23 protein-coding genes and 1 pseudogene are annotated in these 14,977 nt (G+C 37.9%); 22 read left to right on the top strand and 2 right to left on the bottom strand.

Annotation, left to right across the window (positions count from 1 at the left end):
- The first annotated feature begins 16 nt into the window (after positions 1 to 16).
- The 21 genes and pseudogenes from rpsH to rpsI all read left to right on the top strand — a co-directional run bounded on the left by rpsH (position 17) and on the right by rpsI (position 12,353).
- Positions 17 to 415 (top strand): 30S ribosomal protein S8, encoded by a 399-nt coding sequence (gene rpsH, locus JMM81_RS16210; protein WP_256242599.1) that lies wholly within the window; start codon positions 17 to 19, stop codon positions 413 to 415.
- 30 nt (positions 416 to 445) lie between these two features.
- Positions 446 to 985, top strand: a complete 540-nt coding sequence (rplF, locus tag JMM81_RS16205) for a 50S ribosomal protein L6 (protein WP_256242598.1) — start codon at positions 446 to 448, stop codon at positions 983 to 985.
- A 32-nt stretch (positions 986 to 1,017) separates the two neighbouring features.
- Positions 1,018 to 1,380, top strand: coding sequence for a 50S ribosomal protein L18 (gene rplR / locus JMM81_RS16200; protein WP_256242597.1), 363 nt, complete (start codon positions 1,018 to 1,020; stop codon positions 1,378 to 1,380).
- A gap of 24 nt (positions 1,381 to 1,404) precedes the next feature.
- Positions 1,405 to 1,905 carry a 30S ribosomal protein S5 gene (gene rpsE, locus JMM81_RS16195; RefSeq protein ID WP_256242596.1) on the top strand — a complete coding sequence of 167 codons (501 nt, stop codon included), beginning with the start codon at positions 1,405 to 1,407 and terminating at the stop codon, positions 1,903 to 1,905.
- A 13-nt stretch (positions 1,906 to 1,918) separates the two neighbouring features.
- Positions 1,919 to 2,101: a 50S ribosomal protein L30 gene (rpmD, locus tag JMM81_RS16190; protein ID WP_256242595.1), complete on the top strand. Its 183-nt coding sequence runs from the start codon at positions 1,919 to 1,921 to the stop codon at positions 2,099 to 2,101.
- A gap of 34 nt (positions 2,102 to 2,135) precedes the next feature.
- Positions 2,136 to 2,576, top strand: coding sequence for a 50S ribosomal protein L15 (gene rplO / locus JMM81_RS16185; RefSeq protein WP_256242594.1), 441 nt, complete (start codon positions 2,136 to 2,138; stop codon positions 2,574 to 2,576).
- Positions 2,576 to 3,871: a preprotein translocase subunit SecY gene (secY, locus tag JMM81_RS16180; RefSeq protein ID WP_256242593.1), complete on the top strand. Its 1,296-nt coding sequence runs from the start codon at positions 2,576 to 2,578 to the stop codon at positions 3,869 to 3,871. Before rplO ends, secY begins: the two co-directional genes overlap by 1 nt.
- Before the next feature lie 79 nt (positions 3,872 to 3,950).
- Complete coding sequence (locus tag JMM81_RS16175) at positions 3,951 to 4,604, top strand: adenylate kinase (protein ID WP_256242592.1); 654 nt, start codon at positions 3,951 to 3,953, stop codon at positions 4,602 to 4,604.
- 23 nt (positions 4,605 to 4,627) lie between these two features.
- A pseudogene (locus JMM81_RS16170) lies at positions 4,628 to 4,732 on the top strand (type I methionyl aminopeptidase); the annotation flags it as partial.
- A 94-nt stretch (positions 4,733 to 4,826) separates the two neighbouring features.
- Entirely contained in the window at positions 4,827 to 5,045 is a 219-nt protein-coding gene (infA, locus tag JMM81_RS16165; protein WP_256242591.1) for a translation initiation factor IF-1, read from the top strand.
- A gap of 38 nt (positions 5,046 to 5,083) precedes the next feature.
- A complete protein-coding gene (rpmJ, locus tag JMM81_RS16160) occupies positions 5,084 to 5,197 on the top strand; it encodes a 50S ribosomal protein L36 (protein ID WP_003156543.1) in 114 nt (37 codons plus the stop codon).
- Between the two features lie 23 nt (positions 5,198 to 5,220).
- Positions 5,221 to 5,586 carry a 30S ribosomal protein S13 gene (rpsM, locus tag JMM81_RS16155; protein WP_256242590.1) on the top strand — a complete coding sequence of 122 codons (366 nt, stop codon included), beginning with the start codon at positions 5,221 to 5,223 and terminating at the stop codon, positions 5,584 to 5,586.
- Positions 5,587 to 5,608: 22 nt separating this feature from the next.
- The gene (gene rpsK, locus JMM81_RS16150; protein WP_256242589.1) at positions 5,609 to 5,998 is read left to right on the top strand and encodes a 30S ribosomal protein S11; all 390 of its coding nucleotides are present in this window, start codon (positions 5,609 to 5,611) and stop codon (positions 5,996 to 5,998) included.
- 164 nt (positions 5,999 to 6,162) lie between these two features.
- Positions 6,163 to 7,107, top strand: a complete 945-nt coding sequence (locus JMM81_RS16145; protein ID WP_256242649.1) for a DNA-directed RNA polymerase subunit alpha — start codon at positions 6,163 to 6,165, stop codon at positions 7,105 to 7,107.
- An 84-nt stretch (positions 7,108 to 7,191) separates the two neighbouring features.
- Positions 7,192 to 7,554 (top strand): 50S ribosomal protein L17, encoded by a 363-nt coding sequence (gene rplQ, locus JMM81_RS16140; RefSeq protein ID WP_256242588.1) that lies wholly within the window; start codon positions 7,192 to 7,194, stop codon positions 7,552 to 7,554.
- A 499-nt stretch (positions 7,555 to 8,053) separates the two neighbouring features.
- Positions 8,054 to 8,893, top strand: coding sequence for an energy-coupling factor ABC transporter ATP-binding protein (locus tag JMM81_RS16135; RefSeq protein WP_256242587.1), 840 nt, complete (start codon positions 8,054 to 8,056; stop codon positions 8,891 to 8,893).
- Positions 8,869 to 9,738, top strand: a complete 870-nt coding sequence (locus tag JMM81_RS16130) for an energy-coupling factor ABC transporter ATP-binding protein (RefSeq protein ID WP_256242586.1) — start codon at positions 8,869 to 8,871, stop codon at positions 9,736 to 9,738. The genes JMM81_RS16135 and JMM81_RS16130 overlap by 25 nt, the downstream gene beginning before the upstream one ends.
- Positions 9,735 to 10,532, top strand: coding sequence for an energy-coupling factor transporter transmembrane component T family protein (locus JMM81_RS16125; RefSeq protein ID WP_256242585.1), 798 nt, complete (start codon positions 9,735 to 9,737; stop codon positions 10,530 to 10,532). Before JMM81_RS16130 ends, JMM81_RS16125 begins: the two co-directional genes overlap by 4 nt.
- A gap of 14 nt (positions 10,533 to 10,546) precedes the next feature.
- Positions 10,547 to 11,284, top strand: a complete 738-nt coding sequence (truA, locus tag JMM81_RS16120) for a tRNA pseudouridine(38-40) synthase TruA (RefSeq protein WP_256242584.1) — start codon at positions 10,547 to 10,549, stop codon at positions 11,282 to 11,284.
- Positions 11,285 to 11,501: 217 nt separating this feature from the next.
- Positions 11,502 to 11,939 carry a 50S ribosomal protein L13 gene (rplM, locus tag JMM81_RS16115; RefSeq protein ID WP_256242583.1) on the top strand — a complete coding sequence of 146 codons (438 nt, stop codon included), beginning with the start codon at positions 11,502 to 11,504 and terminating at the stop codon, positions 11,937 to 11,939.
- Positions 11,940 to 11,960: 21 nt separating this feature from the next.
- A complete protein-coding gene (rpsI, locus tag JMM81_RS16110; RefSeq protein ID WP_256242582.1) occupies positions 11,961 to 12,353 on the top strand; it encodes a 30S ribosomal protein S9 in 393 nt (130 codons plus the stop codon).
- 100 nt (positions 12,354 to 12,453) lie between these two features.
- Here the strand turns inward: rpsI and JMM81_RS16105 are convergent, their stop codons facing one another.
- Both JMM81_RS16105 and JMM81_RS16100 read right to left on the bottom strand, forming a co-directional pair.
- A complete protein-coding gene (locus JMM81_RS16105) occupies positions 12,454 to 13,629 on the bottom strand; it encodes a site-specific integrase (protein WP_256242581.1) in 1,176 nt (391 codons plus the stop codon).
- 64 nt (positions 13,630 to 13,693) lie between these two features.
- Positions 13,694 to 14,485: a helix-turn-helix domain-containing protein gene (locus JMM81_RS16100; RefSeq protein ID WP_256242580.1), complete on the bottom strand. Its 792-nt coding sequence runs from the start codon at positions 14,483 to 14,485 to the stop codon at positions 13,694 to 13,696.
- A gap of 168 nt (positions 14,486 to 14,653) precedes the next feature.
- Here JMM81_RS16100 and JMM81_RS16095 point away from each other — a divergent pair, with 168 nt between their 5' ends.
- A complete protein-coding gene (locus tag JMM81_RS16095) occupies positions 14,654 to 14,935 on the top strand; it encodes a helix-turn-helix domain-containing protein (protein ID WP_256242579.1) in 282 nt (93 codons plus the stop codon).
- The last annotated feature ends 42 nt before the right edge of the window (positions 14,936 to 14,977 follow it).

Below are 14,977 nucleotides of genomic sequence, written 5' to 3'. Positions count from 1 at the left end.
GAAGGAGGTAAAATCAATGGTCATGACAGATCCAATTGCAGATTTGCTTACACGTATTCGTAATGCAAATATGGTTCGTCACGAAAAATTAGAAGTTCCTGCTTCTAATATGAAAAAAGAGATTGCTGAAATTTTAAAGCGTGAAGGTTTCATTCGTGACGTTGAATATATCGAAGATAATAAACAAGGTATTATCCGCATTTTCTTAAAATACGGTTCTAGCAATGAGCGCGTCATTACAGGTCTTAAACGTATTAGTAAACCAGGTCTTCGTGTATATGCGAAATCAAACGAAGTACCGCGCGTATTAAACGGACTAGGCGTCGCATTAGTATCTACTTCTCAAGGAGTTCTTACAGACAAAGAGGCTCGTGCAAAACAAGTCGGCGGAGAAGTATTAGCATACGTTTGGTAATAAAGTTTTTAATGAATGGAGGTGCAATAAATGTCTCGTATAGGTAAAAAGCCAATCGAAATTCCATCTGGTGTAACGCTTACAATCGATAACAATAACACTGTGACGGTTAAAGGTCCTAAAGGTGAACTAACTCGTTCATTTAATCCTGATATCGAAATCAAAGTGGAAGAGAATATTATTACAGTATCTCGTCCCTCTGATGCGAAAGATCATCGTGCATTGCACGGAACAACTCGCGCGTTGCTTTCCAATATGGTTGAAGGTGTATCAAAAGGATTTGAAAAAGGTCTTGAGTTAATCGGTGTCGGTTACCGTGCTCAAAAACAAGGTAATAAACTTATATTGAATGTTGGTTACTCTCACCCTGTTGAGATTACACCTGAAGAAGGTATTGAAGTTGAAGTACCAGCTAATACAAAGCTAATCGTAAAAGGTATTAACAAAGAGCGCGTCGGTGCACTAGCTGCTAATATTCGTGACGTTCGTCCTCCTGAACCGTATAAAGGTAAAGGAATCCGTTATGAAGGTGAATATGTTCGTCGTAAAGAAGGTAAAACAGGTAAGTAATGCCGCATAGGTAAACGAAAGGAGTGACCTAAATGATTACGAAGGCTGACAAAAATGAAGTCCGTAAGAAAAGACACGCACGTGTGCGTTCTAAACTTAGTGGGACTGAATCTCGTCCTCGTTTAAATGTGTTTCGCTCAAACAAGCACATTTATGCGCAACTCATTGATGATGTAAATGGAGTTACTTTAGCGAGTGCTTCTACATTAGATAAAGACGTTAGCGTTGAATCTTCAAGCAATGTGGATGCTGCTGTTAAGGTCGGAGAACTTGTAGCAAAACGTGCAGTTGAAAAAGGTATTAAATCTGTTGTTTTTGACCGTGGAGGATACCTCTATCATGGACGTATACAAGCGTTAGCAGATGCTGCCCGCGAAAATGGTTTAGAATTTTAATAGATAAAGGAGGGACATAAAAAGATGCGTCGTATTGATCCAAACAAACTTGAACTAGAAGAACGCGTAGTTACGGTTAACCGCGTAGCGAAAGTAGTTAAAGGTGGACGTCGTTTCCGTTTTACTGCTCTTGTAGTAGTAGGCGATAAAAACGGCCACGTTGGCTTCGGTACAGGAAAAGCACAAGAAGTTCCTGATGCAATCCGTAAAGCAATTGAAGATGCAAAGAAAAATCTCATTGAAGTACCTATGGTTGGTACTACGATTCCTCATGAAGTAATCGGACATTTCGGTGCTGGTGAAATTCTTCTGAAGCCTGCATATGAAGGTACTGGAGTTATCTCAGGTGGACCAGTTCGTGCTGTACTTGAATTGGCTGGTGTAGGTGACATTTTATCTAAATCTTTAGGTACAAACACACCAATTAACATGGTGCGTGCAACTTTAGATGGATTAAAACAATTAAAACGTGCTGAAGACGTAGCAAAATTACGTGGTAAGTCAGTAGAAGAACTGTTAGGATAAGGAGGGAAATCAAATGGCTAATAAATTACAAATTACCCTCACTCGCAGTGTCATTGGTCGCCCACAAGACCAACGTAAAACAGTTATAGCTCTTGGTTTGCGTAAATTAAACCAAACTGTTGAGCAGCAGGACAATCCTGCAATTCGCGGAATGATTAACAAAGTTGCTCACTTAGTAACTGTTAAAGAAAACTAATATCATTCTTCTTAAAAAATAAGGAGGTGCCAATATGAAACTTCATGAATTAAAACCTGCAGAGGGTTCTCGTCATGATCGAAAGCGTAAAGGTCGCGGTATCGGTTCTGGAAATGGTAAAACTGCTGGTAAGGGTCATAAGGGACAAAACGCTCGTTCTGGTGGCGGTGTTCGCCCAGGATTCGAGGGTGGTCAAACTCCTTTATTCCGTCGTTTACCTAAACGTGGTTTTACAAACATTAACCGTAAAGAATATGCGATTGTTAACCTTGATACGCTTAATCGTTTTGAAGAGGGAACTGAAGTTACTCCAGAACTGTTAATCGAAACAGGTGTGGTTAGTAACGAAAAAGCTGGTATTAAAATACTAGCAAAAGGTACTATTGAGAAAAAACTATCTGTAAAGGCTCATAAATTCTCCTCTGCTGCAAAAGAGTCAATCGAAGCTGCCGGCGGTAATGCTGAGGTGATTTAATGTTTCAGACAATCTCCAATTTATTGCGCGTGGGTGATATCAGACGAAAAATTATATTCACCCTATTAATGATGATCGTATTTCGCATCGGTACATTTATCCCTGTACCGAATGTGAATGCAGAGTTCCTTGCTGCTCAAGATCAGCTTAGTGTGTTTGGAGTACTGAATACATTTGCTGGAGGAGCATTAAATAACTTCTCCATCCTTGCAATGGGCATTATGCCATATATCACAGCATCTATTATTGTGCAATTATTGCAGATGGATGTTGTGCCTAAATTTACAGAATGGTCAAAACAAGGGGAAGTTGGACGTCGCAAACTAACCCAATTTACACGATACTTTACCATTGTGCTTGGTTTTATTCAGGCATTAGGAATGTCATATGGCTTTAATAATATGGCTGGTGGACTGTTAATTCAAAATCCAAGTATCGGCACATACCTATTAATTGCTGTTGTACTAACCGGTGGAACTGCTTTTCTTATGTGGTTAGGTGAACAAATCACTTCAAAGGGTGTTGGAAATGGTATTTCTATTATCATCTTTGCTGGGATTGTTGCAGGAATTCCAACGATAGTCAATCAAATCTATGCACAACAATTTGAAAATGTCGGTGATGATTTATTTATTCGTATCATAACGGTATTGCTAATTGTTATTGCTATTATTGCAATTGTTGTAGGTGTTATTTTTGTTCAGGAAGCATTGAGAAAGATTCCAATTCAATATGCTAAACGTATGGTAGCTGGTCGTAATCCTACAGGAGGTCAATCTACTCACCTACCGTTAAAAGTAAATGCAGCAGGAGTTATCCCGGTTATCTTTGCCGTTTCATTCATTGTGACACCGAGGACGATTGCTTCATTTTTTGAACAAAATGATGTGACGCTTTGGATCCAAAAGGTATTTGATTATACGAATCCTATTGGAATGGTTGTGTATGGAGTATTGATTATTGCGTTTACTTACTTCTATGCTTTTATACAAGTAAACCCTGAACAAGTAGCTGAAAACTTGAAGAAACAGGGTGGATATATACCAGGTATTCGACCAGGTATAAATACACAAGAATATTTAACTCGTACCCTATACCGTTTAACTTTTGTAGGTTCCATATTCTTAACTGTGATAGCTATACTGCCAGTGTTCTTCACAAAGGTTGCCGGGCTTCCACAGTCAGCACAAATCGGCGGGACTAGTTTACTTATTGTTATAGGTGTTGCTCTTGAAACAATGAAGCAATTGGAAGCACAATTAGTCAAACGTCATTATAAAGGGTTTATAAAATAACTAGTTTATGGGCATGAGGCCTTGAGACTCTTGGTACTCTGTCGTTCCTAAAACTTAGTTTAACGAGGGGGGAATACACGTGAATTTAGTATTAATGGGGCTCCCTGGTGCCGGAAAAGGTACACAAGCTGAGAGAATCGTTGAAAAATACGGCATTCCACATATTTCTACTGGGGATATGTTCCGTGCAGCCATCAAAGAAGGAACTGATTTAGGTTTACAAGCGAAATCCTTTATGGATGAAGGGAATCTTGTCCCTGATGAAGTGACAATCGGAATTGTACGCGAACGATTAAGTAAAGAGGATTGTAATCAAGGGTTTTTACTTGATGGCTTTCCAAGAACAGTTGCTCAGGCAGACGCTCTTGAAAGTATACTTTCTGACTTGAACAAACAGATCAATTTTGTTATAAACATTGATGTAAACCAAGATATTTTAATGGAACGCTTAACAGGCAGACGTATTTGTAAATCTTGTGGTGCTACCTATCATCTTGTTTTTAACCCACCTGCTCAAGAAGGTGTATGTGATCGCTGTGGTGGAGAGTTATATCAACGTGCTGATGATAACGAAGAGACGGTTCAAAACCGCTTAGAAGTGAATCTAAAGCAGACGAAGCCATTGCTTGATTTTTATGAAACAAAAGGATATTTACGAAATATCAATGGTCAACAGGATATTCGTAATGTTTTTGCTGACCTCGATAAATTACTCGGGAGCTTACATGAATGATCCTTTGTAAAACCCAGCTACTAGGTGAACGTTTATCGAACATCTCCCACGCAATTCAATCGTATACAGAATCAAACGGCTTATCCATTGCGCACGAGTATGTGGGACTTAATATTGGGCAAGACTTACAAAGGTTCGATGAAAGTTCTATTAGAGCAGCGCATTAGGATATAAAGCCTTGAAGTAAGATACATTTTGAAATAAGAAGGGAGTTCGTGTTCGATGGCGAAAGACGATGTAATTGAGATAGAAGGTACGGTTTTGGAAACTTTGCCGAACGCAATGTTTAAGGTAGAGTTGGAAAATGGTCATTCAGTATTAGCTCATGTATCAGGGAAAATTAGAATGCACTTTATCCGCATTCTACCTGGTGATAAAGTAACTGTTGAACTTTCTCCATATGATTTGACTCGCGGAAGAATCACTTACCGTTTTAAATAAATCTCATTGCACTCCGTACTATTAAGGAGGTTAGGATAATGAAAGTAAGACCATCAGTAAAGCCGATCTGCGAGAAATGTAAAGTTATCCGCAGAAAAGGTAAAGTCATGGTTATCTGCGAAAACCCTAAACATAAACAAAAACAAGGTTAATAAGAAGGAGGTGCTTATTTTAAATGGCACGTATTGCTGGTGTAGATATTCCACGTGAAAAACGAATTGTTATCTCATTAACTTATATTTATGGTATTGGAAAAAATACCGCTCAACAAATATTAGCTGAAGCAGGTGTTTCTGAAAACACTCGCGTTCGCGATTTAACAGAAGACGAACTAAACAAAATCCGTGAGATTATTGATAAGTTGAAAGTCGAAGGTGACCTTCGTCGTGAAATTTCTCTTAACATTAAACGCTTAATGGAAATTGGGTGTTACCGCGGATTACGTCACCGTCGTGGTTTACCTGTTCGTGGACAAAATACTAAAAACAATGCTCGTACACGCAAAGGTCCTCGTAAGACTGTAGCGAACAAGAAGAAATAGGTCAGTAAAGGAGGTACTATAAATGGCACGTAAAACAAATACACGCAAACGTCGTGTGAAAAAGAATATTGAAGCAGGAGTTGCACATATTCGTTCAACTTTTAATAACACAATTGTTACAATCACTGACGTTCACGGGAATGCTCTTGCATGGTCAAGCGCTGGTTCGTTAGGCTTTAAAGGTTCTCGTAAATCAACTCCATTTGCAGCTCAAATGGCAGCAGAAACTGCAGCAAAAACTTCAATGGAACATGGAATGAAAACTTTGGAAGTAACTGTTAAAGGACCAGGCGCAGGTCGTGAAGCAGCGATTCGTGCTCTTCAAGCTGCTGGTTTGGAAGTGACTGCAATTAAAGACGTAACTCCTGTCCCTCATAATGGTTGCCGTCCACCTAAACGTCGTCGCGTATAATTTTTCTGTATAGATTTTGTAACCTTGTCTATAATGGGTTATGATACAAAAAACTTATACAGAATTATTATTCCAGTTGTTTGCACAAATGGGAATGTATACTGGGGGAATTTCGGTTAGAGGTCTAGCCGGGGTTTCGACGTTTTGAAGGAGGGTATATTTTGATGATCGAAATAGAAAAACCAAAAATCGAAACGATTGAGGTCAGCGATGATACTAAGTACGGTAAGTTCGTCGTGGAGCCACTTGAGCGTGGATATGGTACTACTTTGGGTAACTCCTTACGTCGTATTCTACTATCCTCACTCCCAGGTGCCGCTGTTACATCCATTCAGATTGACGGAGTTCTTCATGAGTTCTCTACCATTGAAGGTGTAGTAGAAGATGTTACGTCAATCATTTTAAACATAAAAAAAATGGCGCTAAAAATCTATTCTGATGAAGAAAAGACTCTAGAAATTGATGTGCAAGGTGAAGGTGTTGTGAAAGCTTCGGATGTGACACACGATAGTGATGTTGAGGTCCTAAATCCTGATCTTCATATTGCAACGCTTGGTACAAATGGTCATTTACGTATGCGGTTAACTGCTCGTCGTGGGCGTGGATATACTCCTGCAGACCAAAACAAACGGGAAGACCAGCCAATCGGTGTAATTCCTATCGATTCTATTTACACTCCAGTTTCACGTGTCTCCTATCAGGTGGAAAATACACGCGTTGGTCAATTGACTAACTTTGATAAGTTAACATTTGATGTTTGGACAGATGGTAGTACAGGTCCGCAAGATGCAATTGCTCTTGGAGCAAAGATTTTAAATGAACATTTAAATATCTTTGTGGGCTTAACAGATGAAGCTCAAAATGCGGAGATTATGGTTGAAAAAGAAGAAGATCAAAAAGAAAAAGTTCTTGAAATGACAATTGAAGAATTGGATCTTTCTGTTCGTTCGTACAACTGCTTAAAGCGTGCAGGCATCAATACTGTTCAGGAATTAGCTAATAAGACTGAAGAAGATATGATGAAAGTGCGTAATTTAGGTAGAAAATCTCTTGAAGAAGTAAAACACAAACTAGAAGAATTAGGGTTAGGCTTACGGAAGGATGACTGACTAGTTAATCTGAATTAACTAGACATTTTTCTGCGGTTAGCACTACCACTAAAAAGAAGACTTCAACAAAGGAGGGAAACTTTCATGGGATACAGAAAGTTAGGACGTACTAGCTCGCAACGTAAGGCAATGCTACGCGATTTAGCTACAGATTTAATTATAAACGAACGTATTCAAACAACTGAAACACGTGCAAAAGAGCTTCGCTCAGTTGTTGAAAAAATGATTACACTTGGTAAGCGTGGAGATATACATGCTCGTCGTCAAGCGTCTGCTTATATTCGTAATGAGGTAGCAAATGCTGAAACAAACCAAGATGCTGTTCAAAAATTGTTTAGTGATATTGCACCACGTTATGAAGAACGTCAAGGTGGATATACTCGTATCATGAAACTTGGACCTCGTCGTGGAGACGGCGCGCCAATGGTTATCATTGAATTAGTATAATAGGGAAATGAACAACAAGGGCAAAGGACAGTTTTGAATTGAACTTGTTCGTTGCCCTTTTTTCAAAAACATCAAGGGGAGATTAAATTCTCACCAAGCCAAAAAAGAGCGTTACGATGAGCATGCTCCTCTATATTATTCTATGGATGGTGCCCTAAACATTTACTACGTTCAGTAGCTCCTGTATCATGCATGATACAGTGATAGCATGTCTCGTCTAGCTCATGCGTCTTTTCACTTATTTGATTGGGTTTATATCCCATGTGAAGAGACGCAGGCTTTTTTGCGCTAACTTCTGCTTTAATAAAGAGCAATGATTACGGAAGCAATGTAAGTTAGCAGATTAGCACGCGGTATTTAAATAGGTGCTTTTGCAAAAAGTACTCAGCTCATAAACGTGTATATCAGCATTCCAGTTGCTTCGTAATATCAAAGCTCGCCAAAAGGCGGGTATTTTTTTTATCAACTATCGGATAGCAGGTTTTAGAGGAGGGCTAGGATGCGAAAGTCGCTTATTCAATTGGAAGGTATTTCCTATCAATATGAAGATCAAATATCTTTTGCACTTGAAGATATTTCTTTGAACATCTATGAAGGAGAATGGTTAGCCATAGTAGGGCACAATGGTTCTGGAAAGTCAACGTTAGCTAAGCTTCTAAATGGACTTCAATTTCCACAGAAGGGAAATATTACAGTTTGTGGAATTTCATTAAATGAGGAAACGGTTTGGCAGGTGCGAAGACAAGTAGGTATGGTGTTTCAAAACCCTGATAACCAATTTGTCGGAGCGACTGTTCAAGATGATGTTGCCTTTGCTTTAGAAAACAATGGAATACCTAGAGAGCAAATGGTTGATCAAGTTATAGGTTCTCTTGAAAAAGTTCAAATGGATTCTTTTCTGAATCAAGAGCCACATAATCTTTCCGGAGGCCAGAAACAAAGGGTCGCCATCGCAGGAGTCATCGCTCTTCGTCCGGCGATTATTATTTTGGATGAAGCGACTTCAATGCTTGATCCAAGGGGACGGGAAGAGGTTTTGAATATAGTAAGAGAACTAAAGGCAGATCATCATTTAACTGTGATCTCAATTACGCACGATTTAGAAGAAGCAGCAAGGGCTGATCGAATCATTATTATGAATGAAGGCAAACTCTATCAAGAAGGTACTCCAGAAGAGATTTTTCATTTGGATAAGGAGTTAGTTGATCTTGGCTTAGATATTCCATTTCCTGTAAAAATGGGTAAGTTACTAAAAGAAAAGGGTGTAAAGATTGTAAAACCCTATTTATCAGAAGAAGAGTTGGTGGCAGATTTATGGACATCTTACTTCAACAGGTAGAATATCGTTATCAGGCAAATACTCCGTTTGAACGACTTGCCCTAAGGGACGTATCATTTGATATCCCTGAAGGTGCTTATTTTGCGATTATTGGTCATACCGGTTCAGGAAAATCAACCATCCTACAACATTTAAATGCTCTTTTAAAACCTACAAAAGGGAAAATCGTGATTGGTGATACTGAAATCATTGCTGGGCAAAAGCAAAAGAATCTAAAAAGGGTTAGACAAAAGGTAGGGATTGTTTTTCAGTTTCCAGAACATCAGCTATTTGAAGAAACCATTGAAAAGGATATTTGTTTTGGTCCGATGAATTTTGGTGTAACAGAGGAAGAAGCAAAAAAAAGGGCAAAAATAGCGATTAAGCAGGTTGGACTATCGGAAGAGTTCCTACAAAGATCGCCTTTTGACCTTTCTGGTGGACAGATGAGAAGAGTAGCCATAGCAGGCGTCTTGGCCATGGAACCTGATGTTATTGTTTTAGATGAACCCACGGCAGGTCTAGATCCTCGAGGGCGAAAAGAAATTATGAACTTGTTCTATGAACTTCATAAAGAGAAGAAATTATCGACCATACTTGTCACTCATAGTATGGAAGATGCCGCACGTTTTGCAGATCAGATTATTATTATGCATAAAGGTGAGGTATATAAAAAGGGCACTCCCGAAGAAATTTTTGCTTCTCCTGAAGGGTTATTGGAGCTTGGTTTAGATGTGCCAGAAGTTATTCGATTTCAAAAAAATTTTGAAGAAACCTGTCAAGTAAAATTAGATCGAATTTGCCTGACAACTGAACAATTAGCAGAGGCTGTAACTGAGTGCTTGAAAAGAGGTGTGCCAAAATGATGGATAAAATGATTTTTGGCCGCTATGTACCTGCTGAATCACTTCTTCACCGAATGGACCCAAGGTCAAAATTGTTAATTATATTTTTATTTGTTTGTATTGTATTTCTTGCGAATAATGGTCTCACTTATGGGGTTTTGTTAGCTTATACACTTAGTATGCTTGTATTGTCAAAAGTACCCATTCGATTTATTTTTATTGGTCTTATTCCTGTGTTATGGCTTGTATTGTTTACCTTGCTTATTCATTTGTTTTTCACACGAGAAGGTGACCTTCTTATAAATTGGGGTTGGTTTAAGATTTATGAAGAGGGAATGAGGCAAGGTATTTTTATCTCAATGCGGTTTTTATTGCTTATTTTGTTAACATCGTTATTAACACTTACGACTACACCGATAGAAATTACGGATGGAATCGAGTATTTACTGGCTCCGCTTAAAAGGGTAAAATTCCCCGTTCATGAACTTGCTTTAATGATGTCGATCTCACTGCGTTTTATTCCGACTCTTATGCAGGAAACAGACATCATTATGAAGGCCCAAACTGCCCGTGGGGTTGATTTCTCTAGTGGTCCAATTAAGGATCGTCTAAAAGCTATTATTCCGCTCCTGATTCCCTTATTTATTAGTTCCTTTAAAAGGGCGGAGGATTTGGCTATTGCGATGGAAGCAAGAGGATACCGTGGTGGTGAGGGACGAACAAAGTATCGTCAATTGAATTGGAGTTTTGCTGATACAGGCATGCTTTTATTACTAGGTTTTGTAACCGTCTTATTAGTCATTTTCAGAACGTAACGGGGGCTGGGGTCATGCAGCGTTATAAATGTACGATTAGTTACGATGGCACTTTGTTTTCAGGTTATCAAGTACAGCCAAATAAGCGAACTGTTCAAAGTGAAATAGAAGAGGCTTTAAAAAAACTTCATAAAGGCAGTCCTATTCATATTACTGCGTCTGGTAGAACGGATGCAGGAGTTCATGCTAAAGGCCAAGTTATCCATTTTGATTCACCCCTTTTGATTACAGAAGAAAGATGGGTGAAGGCTCTTCAGGCCGTTTTACCAGAGGATATTGTTGCTTTAAAGGTAGAGAAGAAAGATTCAACCTTCCATGCTCGTTATCAAACTACGGGCAAGGAATATCGTTACTTTGTTCGGAAATCAAAGGTTAAGGATCCTTTTACTCGTCATTATCAATTTCAATATGGATATCCGCTTGATGTAGAACAAATGAGGAAGGCTGCTAATCTTTTAGTTGGTACACATGACTTTACAAGTTTTTGTTCAGCCAGAACGGGAGTAAAGGATCGTGTGAGGACGTTAAGAGTCATTGATATCGTTGAAGAGGATGATAAACTCATATTCCGTTTTGTCGGGGATGGTTTTCTTTATAATATGGTACGAATTCTTGTGGGTACACTCTTAGAAGTAGGATGTGGGTTGCGTAAGCCGGAGGATATGTTGACAATTATTGCACAGGAGGATCGACAGAAGGCGGGAAAGACGGCAGAGGCTCAAGGGCTCTATCTGTGGGAAGTGTTCTACTAGGGCTATGTCTTATACTTGTCGGATCTGAACAAACCGCTTCCGATTTTCAATGACAACTAAACCTGGTGTAACATTTTCTTGACAATAGGTATGTGAGTGTATATTATTATATGGTATGTATTTTAATCCCACGATAAGCCCCGGAACTTATTGTGATAAAAATATGCGAAATGAATAATTTTGAAAAAAAACAAGTTATTATTTAGGAGGGAAACTCATGCGTACAACGTTTATGGCAAATGCACAAAATATTGAGCGTAAATGGTACGTGGTAGATGCTGAAGGCAAAACATTAGGTCGTCTTGCTACTGAAGTTGCAGCAATCTTACGCGGTAAACATAAACCAACTTTTACACCACATGTTGACACTGGTGACCATGTGATCATTTTAAATGCTTCAAAGATTGAATTAACTGGTAAAAAATTAACAGACAAAATTTACTATCGTCACAGCTTACATCCAGGTGGTTTAAAAACAAGAACGGCTTTAGAAATGCGCACAAACTACCCTGAGAGAATGCTTGAGCTAGCTGTCAAAGGCATGCTTCCAAAGAACTCTCTTGGTCGTCAAATCTTTAAAAAATTGCACGTATATGCTGGTAGCGAACATCCGCACCAAGCTCAACAACCTGAAGTTTACGAACTTCGCGGATAATTTATAAGGGAGGTAATCATCTTGGCACAAGTTCAATATATTGGTACTGGTCGTCGTAAAAGCTCCGTTGCACGTGTTCGTTTAGTTCCAGGCGACGGTAAAGTTATTATCAATGGTCGTGAAATGGCAGAATACATTCCATTCGCAGCTTTACGTGAGGTTGTTAATCAACCTCTAGTAGCTACAGAAACTCTAGGTAGCTATGATGTGCTTGTAAATGTTAACGGAGGTGGCTATACTGGCCAAGCTGGAGCAATCCGTCACGGTATCTCACGTGCGTTGCTACAAGCTGATCCAGAATTCCGTCCTTCATTAAAGCGCGCGGGATTATTAACTCGTGACCCACGTATGAAAGAACGTAAAAAACCAGGTCTTAAAGGTGCTCGTCGTGCGCCTCAGTTCTCAAAACGTTAATATTGCTTATATATCAACGTTTTCAAACCCTTTCCCGAACTTTCGGGAGAGGGTTTTTTAATGTTGAGAATCAGATTGAATACCCCACTGAATACCCTTTTTAGAAATCCATAAATTCCTCAATCTTTTTAGCTGCACGATCTTTAACAGATTGTGTTACATGAGTATAGATATTCATTGTTGTTTTAATATCACTATGTCCTAATCGTTCTTGAATCTCTTTAATACCTAAACCTGCTTCGAATAATAATGAAGCATGTGTATGACGAAACCCATGTACTGTAATTTTAGGTAATGTAGGGTGTCGATTTAGGAATCTTTGAAGCTTATCGTTTGGAAAAGCTAAACGAATATAGTTCATTTCATGCTCTTTTGGATAATAACGAGTGAATACAGGCTGTTTATTATCTGTTTGAACTTTAAGTTCGATATTAGTGTATTCTTCCAATTGTTCTAATTTCCACTTTTTTAAAACCTCCAATGTTCCACTATCAATACTAATAGTACGACGTGATGACATTGTTTTAGGTTGGTGTAACAGCTTCATTGAATTAAACTCTGCAAGGTTTTTCTTGATTGAGATAGCGCCTTTATCAAAATCTATATCTGACCAATGTAAAGATAGTAATTCGCCTTTGCGACAACCGCTAAATGCTAATAAGCGAAACATCGTATATACTTTATAATCTTCCTTCGCCTTTAATAGCCCTAGGAACGCCTCTAATTGCTCTTTAGTATAGAAGTTAGGGGTTTCTTCTTTCTCATGATACTGAAGCTCTTCAGGCCGTTTAGGCATTGAGATGGCGTCTAAAGGATTCTTCTCAATGATTCCATGCTTTAAGGCATATTTGAATACAAGATTAAGCTGGATTTTATAATCGTGAAACGTATTCATTGTTTCAGACCATTCATTTATTACTTGTTGACAGTGAAATGTCTGAATTGCATTCATTTTTATGTTACCGAATTTAGGTAAGATTTGAGCTCTGAATTTACTGGCGATCGCTTCATACGTTGTGATACGTATCTCTTTTTTATGCTGCCCTATCCATAAGTTATATACATCTTCAAACGAATAGTTGTTGATATGAGCAATTCCATTTTCAGCTTGTTCTAATGTCAGTCTATTTAGTGCAATTTTTGCCTCTTGCTTTGAAGTAAACCCTCGACGAGTTGTCCGTTTTTTCTTCCCTGTAATTGGATCTGTACCTAAGTAAATGTTAAACATGTAATATGTTTTACCATCGTCTTTTTTATAAGATTTAATTTTTGTCATTCTTCTTCTTCCCTTCCATACGCTGGCGAGCAATATATGTAAAAGGAATATTGATCAGTTATTGTTATTTTGTATAGATTGAAATCAATGTCTTGCTCGTTTTAACATCGTGTGAGACATTTTTAATGTTAGGAAAAGATCTAGTCAACGAATTAAGATCTGCAATAAATGGACTAACATAGTCGAATTTTAATTCAGTTGTGTTGCCATCTGAAATACTAAGCTCATAAGGGAATGGTTTTATCAAAATATCATTGCAATTATGAGAAACATTAGGGAAGCCATACCAACTGAATAATAAACATGAATTGTGATTTATTCCTTCGCCTTGATAATTCCACAATAACTCTGTTGCAATAAGATGTGCTAAAGCAGTCATTAAGGAATCATCAGCACTTTTGATAAAGAAAGATAATTCCTTATCAGATTCATTTTCCAGAACAAAATCCATAAATAAAATCTGAATAGATATTTTATCAATATTAGATTTAGGTATATTGACCTTATTTAATAATGCTGAAACCTGAATTTTTAGAATACTAGCTGTATCGTTATTCTCGTTTTTAAATTGAATATTATACGCAAACGATTTCGCTTCTAAATTAGTGAATGAACTGTAATTATTTGAATCCTCTAGTAGTGAAATTGTATATAAAGAACCTACATTGTGAATTAACTCCTCCACCCGACACCCAGTAGCATCTAGTATTTTCTCTAAAGTATGAAACTGGATACCGTTACTTTTTCCGTTAGATAAAGCACCTAAAGAGTTAGTAGATATTCCCGTTAGTTCGGATAAATCAGTTAATGTTAACTTCTGGTCTTTCATTATTTGTTTTAAATTTAATTTAATCAATTAATATCACCTCAATCCAAAATTAACATATATGGTTTGTTAAAATCAACAAGTATAGTTATATTTTTCTTGACAATATATAATGTCACATAATATCATTTGAATGTAAAGTAAACTTGTTCTAAAACAACAAGTATAATTGTTTATAAGGGGAGGGGAAGTAATTTTATGCAGTCCACTACAGTTTTACCACTGCAACTACCAAGAGAATTTTTAGAATCCTATCAACAATTTTTATTCAAACTGGCTCGGGAAAGCTTTGAACGTGCTCAAGAAGGTTCAACTTTAAAACCGTATATGAATAAGAAAGAAGCTGCTCAATACATTGGTGTAAGTTTCAATACGCTCCAAAAGTTTATTGAAAATGGGTTGCCAATGATTGAAGTTGAAAATGTGAAATTATTAAGTAAGAAGGATATTGATGAGTATTTGGAGAGTAATAAAAAATAATAACATGCTGGCGAGCACTATGTTTAAGGGGAATAAAAAAAG

Source organism: Bacillus sp. V3B (genome assembly GCF_024494465.1).
Lineage (GTDB): Bacteria > Bacillota > Bacilli > Bacillales > Cytobacillaceae > Bacillus_BD.
Note: the sequence above shows the minus strand (reverse complement) of the source record. Positions and strands in the feature narration are given on the sequence as shown.

Excerpts from the sequence above, each read along its gene's own strand:
- rpsH (WP_256242599.1), top strand. The coding sequence starts at position 17 with ATGGTCATGACAGATCCAATTGCAGATTTGCTTACACGTATTCGTAAT.
- rplF (WP_256242598.1), top strand. The coding sequence starts at position 446 with ATGTCTCGTATAGGTAAAAAGCCAATCGAAATTCCATCTGGTGTAACG.
- rplR (WP_256242597.1), top strand. The coding sequence starts at position 1,018 with ATGATTACGAAGGCTGACAAAAATGAAGTCCGTAAGAAAAGACACGCA.
- rpsE (WP_256242596.1), top strand. The coding sequence starts at position 1,405 with ATGCGTCGTATTGATCCAAACAAACTTGAACTAGAAGAACGCGTAGTT.
- rpmD (WP_256242595.1), top strand. The coding sequence starts at position 1,919 with ATGGCTAATAAATTACAAATTACCCTCACTCGCAGTGTCATTGGTCGC.
- rplO (WP_256242594.1), top strand. The coding sequence starts at position 2,136 with ATGAAACTTCATGAATTAAAACCTGCAGAGGGTTCTCGTCATGATCGA.
- secY (WP_256242593.1), top strand. The coding sequence starts at position 2,576 with ATGTTTCAGACAATCTCCAATTTATTGCGCGTGGGTGATATCAGACGA.
- infA (WP_256242591.1), top strand. The coding sequence starts at position 4,827 with ATGGCGAAAGACGATGTAATTGAGATAGAAGGTACGGTTTTGGAAACT.
- rpmJ (WP_003156543.1), top strand. The coding sequence starts at position 5,084 with ATGAAAGTAAGACCATCAGTAAAGCCGATCTGCGAGAAATGTAAAGTT.
- rpsM (WP_256242590.1), top strand. The coding sequence starts at position 5,221 with ATGGCACGTATTGCTGGTGTAGATATTCCACGTGAAAAACGAATTGTT.
- rpsK (WP_256242589.1), top strand. The coding sequence starts at position 5,609 with ATGGCACGTAAAACAAATACACGCAAACGTCGTGTGAAAAAGAATATT.
- JMM81_RS16145 (WP_256242649.1), top strand. The coding sequence starts at position 6,163 with ATGATCGAAATAGAAAAACCAAAAATCGAAACGATTGAGGTCAGCGAT.
- rplQ (WP_256242588.1), top strand. The coding sequence starts at position 7,192 with ATGGGATACAGAAAGTTAGGACGTACTAGCTCGCAACGTAAGGCAATG.
- JMM81_RS16135 (WP_256242587.1), top strand. The coding sequence starts at position 8,054 with ATGCGAAAGTCGCTTATTCAATTGGAAGGTATTTCCTATCAATATGAA.
- JMM81_RS16130 (WP_256242586.1), top strand. The coding sequence starts at position 8,869 with ATGGACATCTTACTTCAACAGGTAGAATATCGTTATCAGGCAAATACT.
- JMM81_RS16125 (WP_256242585.1), top strand. The coding sequence starts at position 9,735 with ATGATGGATAAAATGATTTTTGGCCGCTATGTACCTGCTGAATCACTT.
- truA (WP_256242584.1), top strand. The coding sequence starts at position 10,547 with ATGCAGCGTTATAAATGTACGATTAGTTACGATGGCACTTTGTTTTCA.
- rplM (WP_256242583.1), top strand. The coding sequence starts at position 11,502 with ATGCGTACAACGTTTATGGCAAATGCACAAAATATTGAGCGTAAATGG.
- JMM81_RS16105 (WP_256242581.1), bottom strand. The coding sequence starts at position 13,629 with ATGACAAAAATTAAATCTTATAAAAAAGACGATGGTAAAACATATTAC.
- JMM81_RS16095 (WP_256242579.1), top strand. The coding sequence starts at position 14,654 with ATGCAGTCCACTACAGTTTTACCACTGCAACTACCAAGAGAATTTTTA.